Source organism: Rhizobium sp. SAFR-030 (assembly GCF_059415005.1).
The window spans coordinates 193,630-210,310 of record NZ_JBPFDO010000006.1; the positions used below are offsets into that span (position 1 = coordinate 193,630).

Sequence of the window (16,681 nt, forward strand, 5' to 3'; positions counted from 1 at the left end):
GACCGGCGGCAAACGAAGGCGGACCTCATGCGGCTGACCGCAGAAGATCTCTCGGCACGGCGTGGTGAGGATCTGCTTTTCTCCAATATTTCCTTCAGCTTGGTCGATGGCGACGCGCTGCTGCTGACGGGCCGCAACGGTTCTGGAAAGTCGACGCTGCTGCGCGTGGTGGCGGGCCTGCTGCCGGCATCGGGGGGGCGGGTGCTGTGGAATGACCCGGATGCATCCGAGCCGATGCGGGTGTCCGAAGCCTGCCACTATCTCGGCCATCGCAACGCGATGAAGCCGGAACTGACGGTGGCGGAAAACCTGAGCTTCTGGAAGTCGTTCTTCACCGGCAGCGAGAGCGGTCGTGGCCTGGCGGTTGAGCGTGCGGCGAGTGCGGTCGAACTCGACACGATCCTGCATCTGCCCTTCGGATACCTTTCGGCCGGCCAGCAGCGACGCATGGCGTTTGCCAAGCTGCTGGTGGCGCACCGGCCTGTCTGGCTGCTCGACGAACCGACGGCAGCCCTCGACACCTTGGCCGAAGCGCTGTTTGCCCGCCTGATCCGAGACCACCTCGCCGATGGCGGGATCGTTCTCGCCGCCACCCACCAGCCGCTGGATTTCACCGCGAAGCATCGTCTGGAGATGAAGGGGTTTGCGCACGCGGATATGGAGGTGGGTGTATGATGCAAGGCACCTCAAGGCAGTTGACAAAATCTGCCCCTCATCTGCCTGCCGGCATCTTCTCCACGTCTGAACGGGGAGAAGGATCATTGCGGCAACGGCAGATTTCCCCCTCTCCCCGCCTGCGGGGAGAGGGTTGGGGTAAGGGGCAAGCAGCCGACAAGGCACCATCATGACCGCCCTCCTGCTGCGCGATCTCAGACTTTCGGTGCGGGCCGGCGGCGGTGCGCTGATCGGCGTGCTGTTCTTCCTAACGGTGGTCGCCGTCATTCCATTCGGCGTCGGTCCCGATCTCAACCTGCTCGCCCGCATCGGCCCGGCAATCGTCTGGATCGGCGCGCTGCTGTCTGCGCTCCTCGGCCTCGACCGGCTGTTCCAGACCGAGCGCGAGGACGGCTCGCTCGATCTCCTGCTGATGCAGGAGCATCCGCTGGTGCTGACGGTGCTGGTGAAATGCCTCGCCCACTGGCTGGCCAATGTTTTGCCGCTGGTGATCGCTTCGCCGCTGCTCGGACTGTTCATGAACATGGACGAGGTGGCGATCGGCGCCGTCATGCTGACGCTGCTGGTCGGCTCCCCTGCGCTGACCTTCATCGGTGCGGTGGGTGCCGCGGTCGCCGTGACCTTGCCGCGCGGCGGCCTGCTCGTGTCGATCCTTGTCCTGCCGCTCTGCGTGCCGGTGCTGATCTTCGGCGTCAGCGCCTCCTACGCGGCGGTAATGGACCCGGCTCCCTTCCTGCCGCCCTTCATGATCCTCATCGCCATCACGATGTTTTTTGCGGTGATCGGTCCGGCGGGTGCGGCACTGGCGTTGCGCAATGCCGGCGATTGACTAGAATCAAGCAGGCGGCAGATGCCCCGCCGTAGAAGGACCGCATGACCGACAGCCTCGCCATCCGCAAATTCAGCGACCTGGCCAACCCGACCCGCTTCCTGGCGCTGGCGGCGCGTATCCTGCCCTGGATGGCCGGCGTCACGGCGCTGCTGTTTGCCATAGGTCTCACATTGTCCTTCGCTTCAGAAGGCGACTACCAGCAGGGCGATACGGTCCGCATCATGTACATTCACGTGCCGGCCGCCTGGCTGTCGATGATGTGCTACACGGTGATGGCGCTGTCGGCGATCGGCACGCTGGTCTGGCGCCATCCGCTGGCCGATGTCAGCCACAGGGCCGCAGCCCCGCTCGGCGCCGCCTTCACGCTGATCGCACTCGTCACCGGCTCGCTGTGGGGCAAGCCCATGTGGGGCACCTGGTGGGTCTGGGATGCACGCCTCACCTCCGTCTTCGTGCTGTTCCTCATGTATCTCGGCATCATCGCGCTCAACCGGGCGATGGACGATCCGTCGCGGGCCGCGCGCCTCAGCGCCGTGCTGATCCTCGTCGGCTTCGTCAACATCCCGATCATCAAGTTCTCCGTCGACTGGTGGAACACGCTGCACCAGCCGGCAAGCGTCATCCGCATGGACGGCCCGACGATCGACGGCGAATTCCTGCGCCCGTTGCTGGTGATGGCTATCGCCTTCACCTGTCTGTTCTTCACCCTGCACGTGATGGCCATGCGCAACGAGATCTGGCGGCGCCGCATTGCCACCCAGCGACGCATGGCAGCCCGCCTCGCGACCCGCGGAGACTGACGATGAGCCACGCCTTCTACGTCTATTCCGCCTATGGCATCACCGCCGCCATCACGCTCGGCGCCATCTGTCGGACCTGGCTCGACGGCCGTGCCCGCCGCCGGGAACTGGCCGAACTCGAAGCCGGCGGCCTGCGCCGCCGCTCGGCTTCGCAGGCCGCCGAGGCCAATCGCACATGACGACGGACCACCCTGAAAACCATGCACCGCAGGCCGAGCCGGCTCCTCGCAGCAAGGCGCGGTATGCCCTGGCGCTGATTCCGCTTGCGGTGTTTGCCGGTTTTGCCGCCGTGGCCGGAAAGATGCTCTACGACCAGGACGTCAACGGCCTCGATGTCTCCGCCATTCCTTCGGCGCTCATCGACAAGCCGGCACCGGCGCTTGCATTGCCGCCGCTCGAGGGTGCCAACCTGCCGGCATTGACGACGCAGGCGATTGCCGGGCGACTGACGCTGGTCAACGTGTTCGCCTCCTGGTGCGTACCCTGCCGCCAGGAGCATCCGCTGCTGAAGCAACTGGCCACGGATCCGCGCCTGACGATCGTCGGCATCAACTACAAGGACCGCAACGACAACGCCCTGCGGTTCCTCGGCGAGCTCGGCAATCCCTACAAGGCGATCGGTGTCGACCCGAACGGCAAGGCGGCGATCGACTGGGGTGTCTACGGCATTCCGGAAAGCTACCTCGTCGGCGCCGACGGGACGATCCTCTACAAGCGCGTCGGCCCCTTCGACGAGCGCAGCGTGCGCGATGATCTGCTGCCCGCAATCGCCCGGGCCACCCAGCGCGGCTGAGTTCGCTGAACGACGATCAGTTGATCGAGACGACCCGCAGCGAGGGGTTGGCGGCGGCGCTGTTCTGGCCCTCTACGACCACGCGGTTGCGACCGCCGCACTTGGCCTCGTAGAGCCGCGCATCGGCCCTCTGGATCGCGTCGTGGACGGAATGATCGCTGGCGGCGAGCGCCGAGACGCCGAAACTGGCCGTGATCGGCACGCCGTCGTCGTGGAAGATCCACGCTTGCGCGGCAAACGCCTCGCGCAGCCGTTCAGCAAGCACGCCTGCCTCGGCTGCCGCAAGGCCGGGCAGGAAGACGACAAACTCCTCGCCACCGAAACGAGCGGCAAGCGCCCCCTCCGGTATCGTGCTTCTCAGAAGATCAGCGAAACGGCGGATGACATCGTCGCCGGCGGCATGGCCAAAGTGGTCGTTGACGCGCTTGAACCGGTCGATATCGCCAAGCACCACCGCCCCGAGAGCCCGGGACCGTGTAGCGCGGTCGCATCCGAGGTCGAAACCCCGGCGGTTGAGGAGACCGGTCAGCGGATCCTGTTCGGAAGCCGTACGGTGCCCCAGGACCGTGTCGTGGACGATCGTTGCCAGCACCGACAGCGCTAACAGGAAGGTCAGCATGCTGGCGCCCATCTGGACATAGAAGGCATAGGAGGAGGAAAGATAGCTCTCCGTCGAGAGGCCCGCCGACGCGGAAGTCATGGCGACGAACAGGACAAGCCGCAGCAGCGTTTCCGCCACCACCATCGCCGCAACCGCCACCAGCACCCGATCGACCGGCAGCACCGCCCGCCGCACGAGACTGACGACCGACGCGAGCAGCAGCAGCCCGCAGGCGAGATCGCCGGCGATGATCTCCTGCCGCAGGTCGGCTGCAATCAGCACGGCATGGCCGAGAAACGGCAAAGCGAGTAGCACGACGAGCAGCCGGACGCGCCGCAGTCGCGGCCCACCGAGCCGGTCGGCCAGCGCCTCGCCGTAAGCGAAGAAGGCGGTGAGGAACAGGAGGTTGGCGATCATCGCGGCCAGCGGCACCGGCAGAAAGGTCAGGACCGGCATGAGGAAGGCGACCGCCGCAGACAGGTAGCCGACGCCCCACCAGGTCGCGCGCGCTGCGCTCCAGGTGCCCGCCGTCAGGAAGATGATGCCGAACACCGCCATGAAGAACGGAAGGATGAATGCGAAGTGATCTGTCATCGTCCCGTGACCATCGATGCCTGTGGTGGCGCAGACCCATAAGCGGCATCCGTTAACAATCGGAAACCGCGACCGTTGCTGTCACGATGACAGTTGGGTCAGAGCGCTGCCTGCCAGGCTTTGACGGCCTCAACCGGCCAGACCAGCATCAGCACGTTGAGCGTGAGGTTGTCGCGGATGACAATGGCGGTAATCAGCTCGAAGGCGACGGCCAGCAGCACTGTCAGCCAGACGGGGGCGCGGGCGGCAAACAGGAAGCCGAGACCCATGAACACCGTGTCCATCGCCGAGTTGAGGATGCTGTCGCCCTCATAGCCGATCGCCATGGTCGCCGAACGGTAGCGGTCGATGATGATCGGCGAGTTCTCCAGCAGTTCCCATGCGGCCTCTATCAGCGTCGCGAGCGCCAGCCGCTGACCAAACCCGCCCTGCCGCAGGATGGCGCGGGCGAGAAGATAGAAGAGGAAGCCGTGAATGATGTGGGACGGCGTGTACCAGTCGGAGAGATGCTGCGAATTGCCGGGCGTGTTGACGCCCGGCTCGAACAGCTTGATCGTGCCGCACGAGCAGATCCACAGCCGCCCAAGCAGATGCTCCGAAATTACCTGGACGGCGAGAATGATGCCGACGACGGCAAACCAGAAGGAGTCGCTGGTGTCGCGCTGCGGCGCCGCGGCCAGGGTCACTTGATGTCTCTGGCGCTTGGATCGGCGGTCTTATCGACGGAGTGGCGCATGATCAGCGGCATCTGGGCAAGGGTGAAGGCGATGGTGATCGGCATCGTGCCCCAGACCTTGAAGTTGACCCAGACGGCATCGGAAAAGTTGCGCCAGACGACTTCGTTGATGACCGCGAGAAACAGGAAGAAAACGCCCCAGCGCAGCGTCAGCTTGCGCCAGCCTTCATCCGTGAGCTGGAAGGCGGCGTTGAACACGTAGCCGAGCAGCGACTTGCCGAACAGCAGGCCGACCAGGAGCGTCACGCCGAACAGCGTGTTGACGATGGTCGGCTTCATCTTGATGAAGGTCTCGTCCTGCAGCCAGATCGACAGGCCGCCGAACACCATGACCACGACGCCCGAGACGAAGGGCATGACCGGCAGGTGCTTGAAGACGATCTTCGAGACGACCAGCGAGATCACCGTGGCGGCCATGAACACGCCGGTCGCCACCAGCAGCGGACCGCCGAGAGCAGACAGTGCCGGAAACCGCTCGACCAGCCACTCGCCGCGCAGGTTGGCGAAGAAGAACACCAGCAACGGGCCTATTTCGAGCGCCAGCTTGAGGCCGGGATGTTCCTTTTCCTGGCGGGTCGGCGTCGTGTCGCTTTCGAAGCTCTGCATGATCTGTCTTAATCTCGATCGGAGGGTTGCGGATGCAAACCCGGTTTCTGTGTCATCAATGCGTCACGCCGGCAATGGCCGCGGCGAAATCTTCGGCTTCGAAGGGTTCCAGATCGTCGACGCCTTCGCCGACGCCGATGAAATAGACCGGCAGCTTGTGCTTGGCGGCGATGGCGACGAGGATGCCGCCGCGCGCCGTGCCGTCGAGTTTGGTCATGATCAGGCCGCCGACGCCAGCCACATTGCGGAAGATCTCCACCTGGTTCATGGCATTCTGGCCGGTCGTCGCATCCAGCGTCTGCAGCACGGTATGCGGCGCGTCGGGATCGAGCTTGCCGAGTACGCGGACGATCTTTTCGAGCTCGGCCATCAGCTCCGTCTTGTTCTGCAGGCGGCCGGCCGTATCGATGATCAGCACGTCGCACTTCTTCTGGCGCGCCTGCTCGAACGCATCATAGGCAAGGCCGGCCGCGTCGGCGCCGAGCCTGGTGCCGATGAATTCCGAATTGGTACGGTCGGCCCAGATCTTCAGCTGTTCAATTGCGGCCGCACGGAAGGTATCGCCAGCCGCCAGCATGACCTTCAGGCCCGACCCCGAAAGCTTGGCGGCAAGCTTGCCGATCGTCGTCGTCTTGCCGGTGCCGTTGACCCCGACGACGAGGATGACATGGGGTTTGTGGGCGAGATCGAGCGCCAGCGGCTTGGCGACCGGCTTCAGCACCTTGGTGATCTCGCTTGCCATGATCTTCGAGACGTCCTCGCCGGTGACGTCCTTGCCGTAGCGTTCGGACGACAGGGCGCCGGTGATGCGCATGGCGGTCTCGACGCCGAGATCGGCCTGGATCAAGAGATCCTCGAGCTCTTCGAGCGTCGCATCGTCGAGCTTGCGCTTGGTGAACAGCGCCGAGATCTGGCCGGTAAGCTGCGTCGACGTCCTGAGCAGGCCGGCGCGCAGGCGCTGGAACCAGGTGAGCCGCGGCTGTGCCACGACCTCGACCGGCGCCTCCTCGACGCGCGTTGCAAAGCCCTTCGGCAGAGCGACCTCGGCAACCGGCGCCTCGGTCTGCCCCTCGGCGGCTTCCGCCTCCAGCAACGACAGCGGCACGACACCCATGTCCGACAGCGTATCGACGGCCGGCAGCAGCGGCGGCTCTTCGAGATCCGCATCCGCCGCGTCAGCGTCGGGAATGATCTCGACGGTCTCTGTGGCCTCATCCGCTGCCGGGCCGCCGGCCGTCTCCATCTCGAGTGCCGCCACTGGATCGGCATCGGCGAGCGGCAGGTCCTCACTGCGAGAATGCGGCTCGAGCTCGGACGCGATCTGCGCGGCTTCCTGCGGGCTCAGCCGCTGCTCGGCCTCGCTGACCGACGGGATATTCTCCTCGACGGGTTTGTCGCCGAACGTGAAGACCCTTTTGATGAAGCTGATCGCCATGAAATTCCGTTCCGTCACGCCGCGCGGGCGGCGGCAAGCTGCATGGTGAGATGTTTGCCGTTGTGGCCGGTGATCTCCACATCGACCATGGCGCGGGGCGTGAGCCCGGAGGCTTCGACCAGCGTGAAGTTTTCCGTATGCGCGAAACCGCTCATCTCCACAAGAACCGTCTGGCGCGTGGCGATCATTCGGTCGAGATGCCGCCGCTGCAGCGCCTCTCTGGTAACGCGAAGCCGTGCCGCACGTTCCTTGACGAGCGCCCGGTCCAGCTGCGGCATCCGGGACGCCGGCGTCCCCGGACGCGGGCTGTAGGGAAACACGTGCAGGAAGGACAGGCCGCAGTCCTCAGCATGGCGCACCGCGTTGGCGAACATTGCCTCGGTCTCCGTCGGGAAGCCGGCGATCATGTCGGCGCCGAAGCTGACATCGGGACGCAGGCGGCGGACCTGTTGGACGAAGGCGAGCGCATCGCTGCTCGAATGGCGACGCTTCATGCGCTTCAGGATCAGGTCATCGCCATGCTGCAGCGACAGATGCAGATGCGGCATGAAGCGCGGCTCTTCGGCGATGAGATCGAGGAGATGGCGATCGGCCTCGATGCCGTCGATCGACGACAGCCGAAGCCGGAGGATGTCCGGAACCTGGCGCAGCAGCGTCCTTGCCAGCAGGCCGAGCGTCGGCTGGCCCGGCAGGTCGCCGCCATAGCTCGTCGCGTCGACGCCGGTGAGGACGATTTCGCGGTAGCCGCTTTCGACGAGCCTGCGCGCCTGGTCGACCACCGCACCCATCGGCACCGAGCGGGAATTGCCGCGGCCGTAAGGGATGATGCAGAAGGTGCAGCGGTGATCGCAGCCGTTCTGCACCTGGATGAAAGCCCGCACATGCCCATCGATGTGGAGGACCATCTGCGGCGCCGTCGCCTTGACGCTCATGATGTCGTTGACCCGCAGCTTTTCTTCCGCCGCAACGCCGAAATCCGGCAGGCTGCGATAGGAGGCCCGGTTCAGCTTTTCCTCGTTGCCGAGAACCGCATCGACTTCTGGCATCTGCGAAAAGGTCGCGGCTTCGGTCTGGGCGGCACAGCCGGTGACGATGATGCGGGCATGCGGATGTTCGCGCCGTACCCGGCGGATCGCCTGGCGTGCCTGGCGCACCGCCTCGCCGGTCACTGCGCAGGTATTGACGAGCACGGCATTGTTGAGCCCGGCCTTTTCGGCCTCTGCGCGCATGATCTCGGATTCGTAGGTGTTCAGCCGGCAGCCGAAGGTTATGACGTCGACGCCGCTCACCGGATGCCGGCCTCCGGCGCCGCCTCGCGCTCGAAGCTTCCGGTCACGGGATCGAGACGGCCCGACCATTCCCAGGCGGCAGGTCCGGTCATCACGACATGGTCGTCGTCGCGCCAGTCGATCGTCAGCGTTCCGCGGTTGGCGCTGGAGGCAACGGTGATCGAGACCTTGCGGCCGGTGCGGCCGGTGCGGGCGCCGGAGACACCGGCGGCACAGGCAGCCGATCCGCAGGCGAGCGTCAGCCCGGCGCCGCGTTCCCAGGTGCGGGTGACCATCTGCGACGGCGAGACCACCTGGGCAAGCGTGATGTTGGCCTTTTCCGGGAACATCGGATGGTTTTCGAGGAGCGGCCCGAAGCGCTCGAGGTCGAAGCTCATCGGGTCGCGGTCGACCCAGAACACCGCATGCGGATTTCCCATCGACATGGCCGAGGGCGAATGCAGGATCGGCGCGTCGATCGGCCCGATCTGCAGCTCGATGCGGCTGGTATCGAAGAACTCTTCCGATAGCGGGATCTTGTCCCAGGCAAACACGGGCTTGCCCATGTCGACGGAGATCGTCCCGTCCTCGTGCTCCTCAGCATTCAGGATCCCGGCGACGGTCTGGAAGGTGAAGGTCTTGGAGCCGGTCTCGGCGGCCATTGCCTGGACGACGCAGCGCGTGCCGTTGCCGCAGGCCTGCGCCTTCGTGCCGTCGCAGTTGAGGATGTCGATATAGGCGTCGGTACCGGCAAGCTTCGGATCGTGCACCGCCATGATCTGGTCGAAACCGGTATCGGCATTGCCCGCCAGTGCGATGGCAGCCGCCGGCGTGACGCGATCGGTCCGGCCGCGCATGTCGACGACCAGGATCTTGTTGCCAAGTCCGTTCATCTTCGCGAATTGGACCGTCTCTGTCATGCCTGCCACCTTCCCGGGCGCGATCGCGCCGATCTGCAGCCTATATGGCGGAAAATGACGGATAATTCCAGTGTCGGCCCGCGCTAGAGCTGCCGCCGACGCTCGACGCATGGCGCCATGACGCAGAGCAGTTCGAAGAGGATGTTGGCTCCGGCAAGCGCGGTGACGCCCGCCACATCGAAGGGTGGCGCGACCTCCACCACATCGGCGCCGACGATGTCGACGCCAGCGAGAAGCCGCACCAGTTGCTGCGCCTCGCGGGTGGAGAAGCCGCCGATCTCCGGCGTGCCGGTTCCGGGCGCCATCGACGGATCGATGCTGTCGATGTCGAAGGTGACGTAGGTCGGGCCGTCACCGGCGATCCGGCGGGCTTCGGCCATGACGTCCTTGGCGCCACGCTCGACGAACTCTTCCATGTAGATGATGCGGATGCCCTGCGCCTTCGCCCAGTCATGGTCGGTCGTGTCGTAGATCGAGCCGCGGATACCGATCTGCACCATGCGCTTCGGATCGAGCAGCCCCTCTTCGATGGCGCGGCGGAACGGCGTGCCGTGGGTGTATTTGTTGCCGCCGAAATAGCTGTCATTGGTATCGGTATGCGCATCGAAATGGATGAGCCCGACCGGACGGCTTTTCGCAACGGCGCGCAGCACCGGCAGCGTCGTCAGGTGATCACCGCCGACCGAGAGCGGCACGGCACCGGCCGCGACGATGGAGGCAATGCCGGCTTCGATGCGTTGCAGACCATCCATCAGATCGATCGGGTTGACCGACACGTCGCCGACATCGGCAATGTTGGCGATCGAGAACGGCTCGACGCCGGAGACATGATGCACGCGGCGGATGAGGCTCGACTGGTTGCGCACCTCGCGCGGCCCGTGCCGGGCACCGGCCCGGTTGGTGGTTCCGCCGTCCCAGGGGATGCCGACCAGCGCGATGTCCAGGCCCTCGGCCGAGGTGACGGCAGGCAGCCGCATGAAGGTGGAGTGGCCGGCAAAGCGCGGCACTTCGGCGGCATCGACGGGCTGGTGAAACTGAGTGCTCAAGCAAGGCTCCATGCGGCGAGGAAGTCGTCTGTCTTACTGGCAGGAGTGGAGCAGAGCCTGTCGCCGCTGTAAATGCCGCACTGCGAGATCGTCCGCCTCAGACGTCCGGAACGTCGAACGCTTCGCCCGGGCGCATCGCCCGGAACCGCTCCGGCTTCATCTCGGCTGCCGAAAGCGCATTGCCGAGGGCAGCCAGCGGCTCCTCGATGCCTTCATCCGTCAGCTTGAAGGTGCCCCAGTGGTGACCGAGGGCGTAGGAGGCGCGCGCCAGCTGCATGCCGGCCACCGCTTCCTCCGGGTTCTGGTGCTGGGCCTTCATGAACCAGCGCGGCTCGTAGGCGCCGATCGGCAGGATGGCCAGCCGGAAGGGTCCGTGCCTTTCCGAGGCTGCGCGGTAGTTTTCGCCCTGGTGAAAGCCGGTATCGCCGATGTGGTAGATCTTGCCGGCCAGCGTCTCGATGACGAAGGCGCCCCACAGCGCCATGCGGCGATCGCCGACGCCGCGCGCCGACCAGTGATGGCAGGGCTCGCAGTGAAGCGTGACGTTCTTGCCGACATAGGCCGTGTCGCCCCAGTCCATGACGGTGATGCGCGGATCGTCCAGCGACGGGGCGAAGATCGCATCATTGCCGAGCGGCGTGACAAACAGCGGCCGGTGCGCCTCGTGCACACGCTTCAGCGTCACAAGGTCGAGATGGTCGTAATGGTTGTGGGTGACGATGACGGCGTCGATCGTCGGCAGATCCTCGAAGCGGATGCCCGGCTGGTTGACGCGCTTCGGGCCGGCAAAGCTGACAGGGCTGGTCCGTTCCGCCCAGACCGGATCGGTGAGGATGTTCAGACCAGCCACTTGGATCAGCATCGACGCATGGCCGACCATGGTGACCACCATGCGGTTGCCCGAAACGCGCTTTTCCGGCACCGCGGGTTCGACGGGGCTCGGATACGCGTCCGGCCAGCCGATGCTCTTGCCGTTGAGACGCCAGCGGAGCAGGCTCATCAGGCCTTCCGGCTGCTCGCCGTTCGGGTTGAAGAAGCGGGTGCCGTCGAAATGATCGGAGGCCGGACCGGAATAATAGCGATTGGCAGCCATGGCTCTCCCCGCGGCAAAGCCCCCACCCAGAAGGGCAAGACCACCGATGCCGGCCCGTTTCATGAATTGGCGTCTTTTCATGATGAAGGTATAGGAAGCGCTCTGAGAAGCGGCAAGATAAAGCGCTGCAAACACGCAAAGCCAGGCAGCGGCATCACGCAGGCTTGATATCCGTCAAGGCAAAATCATTGCCGACGAAGAGCAGCGGAACGTCGAGGCTGCGGGCAGAGGCGTAGGCAAAGCAGTCGCCGAAATTCAGCTTTGCCGGATGGCCGACGGCACGGCCGTAGGTGCGGGCGGCAGCAAGCACTGCGTGATGCGCACCGAGCGGAATGGGCACTTCCGTGGCGCCGATCACGTCGAGAAACTGCTCGACATCCGCCTGTACTGTCAGGATGAGGGGTGCAGGCGTCGGAACCTGATCTCCGTGTTGCGAGATCGACGTCTTGCGGGCGATGGCGATGACGGCTTCGTACATGGTCAGCGACGTGTAGTGGAACGGGCCGGCAGATCCAGCCAGTTTCTGCAGGAGCTGGTTGGCGGTCGCTTCGCCCGTCAGGATGGCGACGAGCGCCGAGGCATCGAGAAACATCAGTTTCCCCACATCTCGTCCATGTAGGCCTTCTCATCAAAGGCTGCGGCATGCGAACCCATTCTTGCGACGACCCTGTCCTGGATTTCCTTCACGCGGTCGGCCAGCAGCGCCTTGTCGTCGCCGCGCTTCAGCTCGTTTTCCAGCGCCAGGCGAATGGCCTCCGCCTTGGTTTTGGCGCCCAGCTTCTGCATGACTTCCGCCGCCAGCGCATCGACCACGGGATCGCGGATGATCATCGACATCGCAAGGCATCCTTTGCGCCAACGGACAACAGAAGATCGGTTATAGCGGAAAATGCAGGCACCCGCAAAGCAGCCTGACCGGGCCAAACCCCGGGCCGCCTTGACTTTCCGGGCATCATGCTGTTTAAGCCCGGCATCTGCTGAAAGTTGACAAGACTTTAGCCGCCGACCGGGACCCGTAAAGGTGTAAAGAGTTCCCGGAGGTCAACACCCGACAGCGCGATGCGCCCTCGGGTGATTTCCGGCTGTTTCTCTTGTTTTTCGGTGGCAGGAACACAACGTTGCGGCTCGACCGTCAGCGTTGAGAAGGAAGAAACGATGTTCGAAAGCCTCCAGGACCGTCTTGGCTCCATCTTGAGTGGACTGACCGGCCGTGGCGCATTGAGCGAAGCGGATGTGTCCGCCGCTCTGCGCGAGGTTCGCCGTGCGCTCTTGGAAGCGGACGTGGCGCTGGAAGTCGTGCGCTCCTTCACCGACAAGGTTCGCGAGAAGGCCGTCGGCGCCGAAGTCCTGAAGTCGATCAAGCCCGGCCAGATGGTCGTCAAGATCGTCCATGACGAGCTGGTCGAGATGCTTGGCTCGGAAGGCGTCTCCATCGACCTGCATGCGGTCGCCCCCGTCGTGATCATGATGGTCGGCCTGCAGGGCTCGGGCAAGACGACGACTTCCGGCAAGATCGCCAAGCGGCTGACCGAACGCGAGCGCAAGAAGGTCCTGATGGCCTCGCTCGACACGCGTCGTCCGGCAGCCCAGGAACAGCTGCGCCAGCTGGGCGTCCAGACCGGTATCGACACGCTGCCGGTGATCGCCGGCCAGTCGCCGACCGACATCGCCGCGCGCGCCGTACAGGCAGCCAAGCTCGGCGGCCATGATGTCGTCATCCTCGATACCGCCGGCCGCACCCATATCGACGAGCCGCTGATGGCCGAGATGGCCGAGATCAAGGCCCGCTCCAAGCCGCACGAAATCCTGCTGGTGGCCGACAGCCTCACCGGCCAGGACGCCGTCAACCTTGCCCGCAATTTCGACGAGCGCGTCGGCATCACCGGTCTCGTGCTGACCCGCATGGACGGCGACGGTCGTGGCGGTGCAGCGCTTTCGATGCGCGCCGTCACCGGCAAGCCGATCAAGCTCATCGGTACCGGCGAGCGGATGAACGAGCTCGAGGAGTTCCATCCGCGCCGTATCGCCGACCGCATTCTCGGCATGGGCGACATCGTTTCGCTGGTCGAGAAGGCTGCCGAAAACATCGACGCGGAAAAGGCCGCGGCGATGGCCAAGAAGATGCAGTCGGGCAAGTTCGACCTGAACGACCTTGCCGACCAGCTGCGCCAGATGAAGTCGCTGGGCGGCATGGGCGGCATCATGGGGATGATGCCCGGAATGGCCGGCATGAAGGACAAGCTCGCCGCGTCCGGCATGAACGACAAGATGTTCGACCGCCAGATCGCCATCATCGGCTCGATGACCAAGGCCGAGCGCGCCAACCCGGACATGCTGAAGCATTCCCGCAAGAAGCGCATCGCCGCCGGCTCCGGCACCGACGCCGCGGAAATCAACAAGCTCCTGAAGATGCACCGCCAGATGGCCGACATGATGAAAGCCATGGGCGGTAAGGGCAAGGGCGGCATGATGAAGCAGATGATGGGCGGCCTTGCCGGCAAGATGGGTCTTGGTGGCATGGGCGGGATGGGCGGTCTCGGCGGCATGGGCGGCATGCCCGACCTGTCGAAGCTCGATCCGAAGCAGTTGGAAGCCCTGCAGAAGCAGGCGGAGGCCGCCGGCCTGCGTCCGGGTTCGATGCCGGGCCTCGGCGGCGGAATGCCGGGCCTTGGCGGCGCCAAGCTTCCGGGCCTGGGTGGAATGCCGGGCCTGCCCGGTTTCCCCAAGAAGAAGTAAGGGGTGACGGCGCAGATGAGCGATCCGAAGGTGAAGCAGCAGCTTGGCAACTACCGCCAGTCGATCGACAACATCGACGCGGCGCTGATCCACATGCTCGCCGAGCGTTTCCGCTGCACCAAGGAAGTGGGCATCCTGAAGGCCCAATACGATTTGCCGCCGGCCGACCCGGCGCGCGAGGAATACCAGATCGAACGGCTTCGCAAGCTTGCCAAGGACGCTCATCTGGATCCGGATTTCGCCGAGAAGTTCCTGAACTTCGTCATCAAGGAAGTCATCCGGCATCATGAAGCCATCGCCGCTGAACACGGCGAACCGAAACAGACCGCCTGACGGCGGCCTCAACAACAGTCCAGCCCGCCGCAGATGGCGCCTGGCTCCCAAACACTAGGAGTTCTACATGTCCCTGAAGATCCGTCTCGCCCGTGGTGGTTCCAAGAAGCGCCCGTACTACCACATCGTCGTTGCCGATGCCCGCGCCCCGCGCGATGGCCGCTTCATCGAGAAGCTCGGTTCGTGGAACCCGATGCTCGGCAAGGATTCGGACGCCCGCATCCAGATGGACGGCGACCGCATCAAGCATTGGGTTGCCGCCGGCGCCCAGCCGACCGACCGCGTTCTGCGCTTCATGGCCCAGGCCGGCCTGGCCGAGCGCGCCGAGCGCAGCAACCCGGACAAGGCAAAGCCGGGCAAGAAGGCCCAGGAGCGCGTTGCCGAGCGGGCCCAGAAGGCTGCCGACGCCGCTGAAGCTGCTGCTTCTGCCGAATAAGTCCGGCGCATATCCTCGTTCTTTTGGCGGGTGGCATGGCGACATGCCGCCCGTCATCTATTTTCAAGGCGCAGGATGCGCTCTACAACGCTTCAACCGAACAGGAGCGATCATGGCCAAGCTTGAGAACCCTATCCTGATGGCGACCATCGGCGCGGCCCAGGGCCTGCGCGGCGAAGTCCGGGTGCGGCCCTTCACCGGCGATCCGACCGCGCTTGCCGAATACGGTCATCTGCATGCCATGGACGGCCGCGTCTTCGAAATCCTCGAGCTGCGCGAGGCGAAGAATGTCGTCGTCGTGCGCTTCCGCGGCATCAACGACCGGACGACGGCTGAATCCCTGAACGGGCTCGAGCTCTACATCGACCGCGACAACCTGCCCGACGAGGAACTCGACGACGACGAGTTCTACTATGCCGACCTGGAAGGGCTGGAAGCCGTCGACACCGAAGGCCGCAGCTACGGCCAGGTGAGCGGCGTCTTCGATTTCGGCGCCGGCGACCTGCTCGAACTGAAGGGCCAGGGACGCCGCCCGACGCTCATTCCGTTCTCGGAAGCGGCGGTGCTGGAGATCGACCTGGAGAACGGCCGCATCATCGTCGATCCGATCGCCGCCGGGCTGATCGATACGCCCGACGATGGCGACCCGACCCGGCCCGCCGGCAAGGGTGGCAACAAGAACAGCAAGCCGGACTGATCTGAAGCCATGCCCTTCCGCACCACCATCCTGACGCTCTACCCGGACATGTTTCCCGGCCATCTCGGCCATTCGCTGGCCGGCAAGGCGATTGAGCGTGGCCAGTGGTCGCTGGAGACGGTGCAGATCCGCGAATTCGCCGATGACCGCCACCGCACGGTCGACGACACGCCGGCCGGCGGCGGCGCCGGCATGGTCCTGAAACCCGATATCCTTGCCAAGGCGATCGATTCGGTCGCTGCCGATCCGCGGCCGAGACTGCTGATGAGCCCGCGCGGCCGCCCGCTGACGCAGAAGCGGGTGCGTGAACTGGCGGATGGGGATGGCGTGGTGATCGTCTGCGGCCGTTTCGAGGGGGTCGACCAGCGGGTGATCGATGCCCGCGGGCTCGAGGAAGTCTCTGTCGGCGACTACATCCTTTCCGGCGGCGAGCCGGCCGCCCTGACGCTCCTCGATGCGGTCGTCCGCATCCTTCCCGGCGTCATGGGCAACGATGCTTCCGGCACCCATGAGAGCTTCGAGACTGGGCTGCTGGAGCATCCGCACTACACGCGTCCGCAGGAATTCGAGGGCCGCACCATCCCGCCGGTCCTGACCTCCGGCAACCACGCGGCGATCGACAAGTGGCGGCAGGCGGAAGCGCAAAAGCTGACGGCGGAGCGCCGGCCCGACCTTCTGGCGAAGCGAACGGCAGACGTCTGATGACGCTGCTTCTCAGGCTTGAACACCTGGCGATCGCGCTCGTCGCCCTCGCCCTCTACTGGAACGGCGGCGCCGGCTGGCGCCTGTTCCTGCTGCTGGTCCTGGTGCCCGACCTCTCGATGCTCGGCTATGTTTTCGGCCCGCGCACCGGCGCCATGGCCTACAATATCGTCCACACGTTCGTCGCCCCGGGCCTGTTACTGGCGGTGGGCTATCTGGCGGGCTGGGACCTGGCGGTTCCGGTGGCGCTCATCTGGGTCTTCCACATCGCCTTCGATCGCATGTGCGGCTACGGGCTGAAGCGGACGAGCGGATTTCACGAGACGCATCTCGGGCGGATCGGCGGCGGCAGGCAGGACTAGGATCGATCCGCGTGCC

General features: G+C 65.1%; 21 protein-coding genes. 11 read left to right on the forward strand and 10 right to left on the reverse strand.

The window, feature by feature from the left end:
* Positions 1 to 27 precede the first annotated feature (27 nt).
* The 5 genes from ccmA to ACR65N_RS19000 all read left to right on the forward strand — a co-directional run bounded on the left by ccmA (position 28) and on the right by ACR65N_RS19000 (position 3,100).
* Positions 28 to 675, forward strand: a complete 648-nt coding sequence (gene ccmA / locus ACR65N_RS18980; RefSeq protein ID WP_440458266.1) for a heme ABC exporter ATP-binding protein CcmA — start codon at positions 28 to 30, stop codon at positions 673 to 675.
* Positions 676 to 844: 169 nt separating this feature from the next.
* Positions 845 to 1,504 (forward strand): heme exporter protein CcmB, encoded by a 660-nt coding sequence (ccmB, locus tag ACR65N_RS18985; RefSeq protein WP_440458267.1) that lies wholly within the window; start codon positions 845 to 847, stop codon positions 1,502 to 1,504.
* Between the two features lie 44 nt (positions 1,505 to 1,548).
* The gene (locus ACR65N_RS18990; RefSeq protein WP_440458268.1) at positions 1,549 to 2,307 is read left to right on the forward strand and encodes a heme ABC transporter permease; all 759 of its coding nucleotides are present in this window, start codon (positions 1,549 to 1,551) and stop codon (positions 2,305 to 2,307) included.
* 2 nt (positions 2,308 to 2,309) lie between these two features.
* Positions 2,310 to 2,486, forward strand: a complete 177-nt coding sequence (gene ccmD, locus ACR65N_RS18995) for a heme exporter protein CcmD (RefSeq protein ID WP_440458269.1) — start codon at positions 2,310 to 2,312, stop codon at positions 2,484 to 2,486.
* A complete protein-coding gene (locus ACR65N_RS19000; protein ID WP_440458270.1) occupies positions 2,483 to 3,100 on the forward strand; it encodes a DsbE family thiol:disulfide interchange protein in 618 nt (205 codons plus the stop codon). Before ccmD ends, ACR65N_RS19000 begins: the two co-directional genes overlap by 4 nt.
* Before the next feature lie 16 nt (positions 3,101 to 3,116).
* On the opposite strand, the gene ACR65N_RS19005 is transcribed toward ACR65N_RS19000, so the two are convergent.
* The 10 genes from ACR65N_RS19005 to ACR65N_RS19050 all read right to left on the reverse strand — a co-directional run bounded on the left by ACR65N_RS19005 (position 3,117) and on the right by ACR65N_RS19050 (position 12,236).
* The gene (locus tag ACR65N_RS19005; protein WP_440458271.1) at positions 3,117 to 4,295 is read right to left on the reverse strand and encodes a GGDEF domain-containing protein; all 1,179 of its coding nucleotides are present in this window, start codon (positions 4,293 to 4,295) and stop codon (positions 3,117 to 3,119) included.
* Between the two features lie 98 nt (positions 4,296 to 4,393).
* Positions 4,394 to 4,981: a DUF2585 domain-containing protein gene (locus ACR65N_RS19010; protein WP_440458272.1), complete on the reverse strand. Its 588-nt coding sequence runs from the start codon at positions 4,979 to 4,981 to the stop codon at positions 4,394 to 4,396.
* The gene (locus ACR65N_RS19015) at positions 4,978 to 5,637 is read right to left on the reverse strand and encodes a septation protein A (protein ID WP_430307615.1); all 660 of its coding nucleotides are present in this window, start codon (positions 5,635 to 5,637) and stop codon (positions 4,978 to 4,980) included. Before ACR65N_RS19015 ends, ACR65N_RS19010 begins: the two co-directional genes overlap by 4 nt.
* Before the next feature lie 55 nt (positions 5,638 to 5,692).
* Positions 5,693 to 7,072 carry a signal recognition particle-docking protein FtsY gene (gene ftsY, locus ACR65N_RS19020; RefSeq protein ID WP_440458273.1) on the reverse strand — a complete coding sequence of 460 codons (1,380 nt, stop codon included), beginning with the start codon at positions 7,070 to 7,072 and terminating at the stop codon, positions 5,693 to 5,695.
* A gap of 14 nt (positions 7,073 to 7,086) precedes the next feature.
* Positions 7,087 to 8,361 carry a tRNA (N(6)-L-threonylcarbamoyladenosine(37)-C(2))-methylthiotransferase MtaB gene (mtaB, locus tag ACR65N_RS19025; RefSeq protein WP_440458274.1) on the reverse strand — a complete coding sequence of 425 codons (1,275 nt, stop codon included), beginning with the start codon at positions 8,359 to 8,361 and terminating at the stop codon, positions 7,087 to 7,089.
* Positions 8,358 to 9,260, reverse strand: coding sequence for a diaminopimelate epimerase (dapF, locus tag ACR65N_RS19030; protein WP_440458275.1), 903 nt, complete (start codon positions 9,258 to 9,260; stop codon positions 8,358 to 8,360). The genes mtaB and dapF overlap by 4 nt, the downstream gene beginning before the upstream one ends.
* Before the next feature lie 83 nt (positions 9,261 to 9,343).
* Positions 9,344 to 10,306: an agmatinase gene (speB, locus tag ACR65N_RS19035; RefSeq protein WP_440458276.1), complete on the reverse strand. Its 963-nt coding sequence runs from the start codon at positions 10,304 to 10,306 to the stop codon at positions 9,344 to 9,346.
* Between the two features lie 97 nt (positions 10,307 to 10,403).
* On the reverse strand, positions 10,404 to 11,480 hold the full coding sequence (locus tag ACR65N_RS19040) for an MBL fold metallo-hydrolase (protein WP_440458277.1): 1,077 nt from the start codon (positions 11,478 to 11,480) through the stop codon (positions 10,404 to 10,406).
* A gap of 73 nt (positions 11,481 to 11,553) precedes the next feature.
* Positions 11,554 to 11,991 carry a type II toxin-antitoxin system VapC family toxin gene (locus ACR65N_RS19045; protein ID WP_440458278.1) on the reverse strand — a complete coding sequence of 146 codons (438 nt, stop codon included), beginning with the start codon at positions 11,989 to 11,991 and terminating at the stop codon, positions 11,554 to 11,556.
* Positions 11,991 to 12,236 (reverse strand): type II toxin-antitoxin system VapB family antitoxin, encoded by a 246-nt coding sequence (locus tag ACR65N_RS19050; RefSeq protein WP_440458279.1) that lies wholly within the window; start codon positions 12,234 to 12,236, stop codon positions 11,991 to 11,993. Before ACR65N_RS19050 ends, ACR65N_RS19045 begins: the two co-directional genes overlap by 1 nt.
* Positions 12,237 to 12,554: 318 nt before the next feature.
* On the opposite strand from ACR65N_RS19050, the gene ffh reads away from it, so the two are divergent.
* The 6 genes from ffh to ACR65N_RS19080 all read left to right on the forward strand — a co-directional run bounded on the left by ffh (position 12,555) and on the right by ACR65N_RS19080 (position 16,665).
* On the forward strand, positions 12,555 to 14,135 hold the full coding sequence (gene ffh / locus ACR65N_RS19055; protein WP_430307623.1) for a signal recognition particle protein: 1,581 nt from the start codon (positions 12,555 to 12,557) through the stop codon (positions 14,133 to 14,135).
* A 15-nt stretch (positions 14,136 to 14,150) separates the two neighbouring features.
* Positions 14,151 to 14,468, forward strand: a complete 318-nt coding sequence (locus ACR65N_RS19060; RefSeq protein ID WP_430307758.1) for a chorismate mutase — start codon at positions 14,151 to 14,153, stop codon at positions 14,466 to 14,468.
* 67 nt (positions 14,469 to 14,535) lie between these two features.
* On the forward strand, positions 14,536 to 14,904 hold the full coding sequence (gene rpsP / locus ACR65N_RS19065; protein WP_430307624.1) for a 30S ribosomal protein S16: 369 nt from the start codon (positions 14,536 to 14,538) through the stop codon (positions 14,902 to 14,904).
* A gap of 112 nt (positions 14,905 to 15,016) precedes the next feature.
* The gene (gene rimM / locus ACR65N_RS19070; protein ID WP_430307625.1) at positions 15,017 to 15,601 is read left to right on the forward strand and encodes a ribosome maturation factor RimM; all 585 of its coding nucleotides are present in this window, start codon (positions 15,017 to 15,019) and stop codon (positions 15,599 to 15,601) included.
* Positions 15,602 to 15,610: 9 nt separating this feature from the next.
* Positions 15,611 to 16,303 (forward strand): tRNA (guanosine(37)-N1)-methyltransferase TrmD, encoded by a 693-nt coding sequence (gene trmD / locus ACR65N_RS19075; protein WP_440458280.1) that lies wholly within the window; start codon positions 15,611 to 15,613, stop codon positions 16,301 to 16,303.
* Positions 16,303 to 16,665, forward strand: a complete 363-nt coding sequence (locus ACR65N_RS19080; RefSeq protein WP_430307627.1) for a DUF4260 domain-containing protein — start codon at positions 16,303 to 16,305, stop codon at positions 16,663 to 16,665. The genes trmD and ACR65N_RS19080 overlap by 1 nt, the downstream gene beginning before the upstream one ends.
* Positions 16,666 to 16,681: the final 16 nt, after the last annotated feature.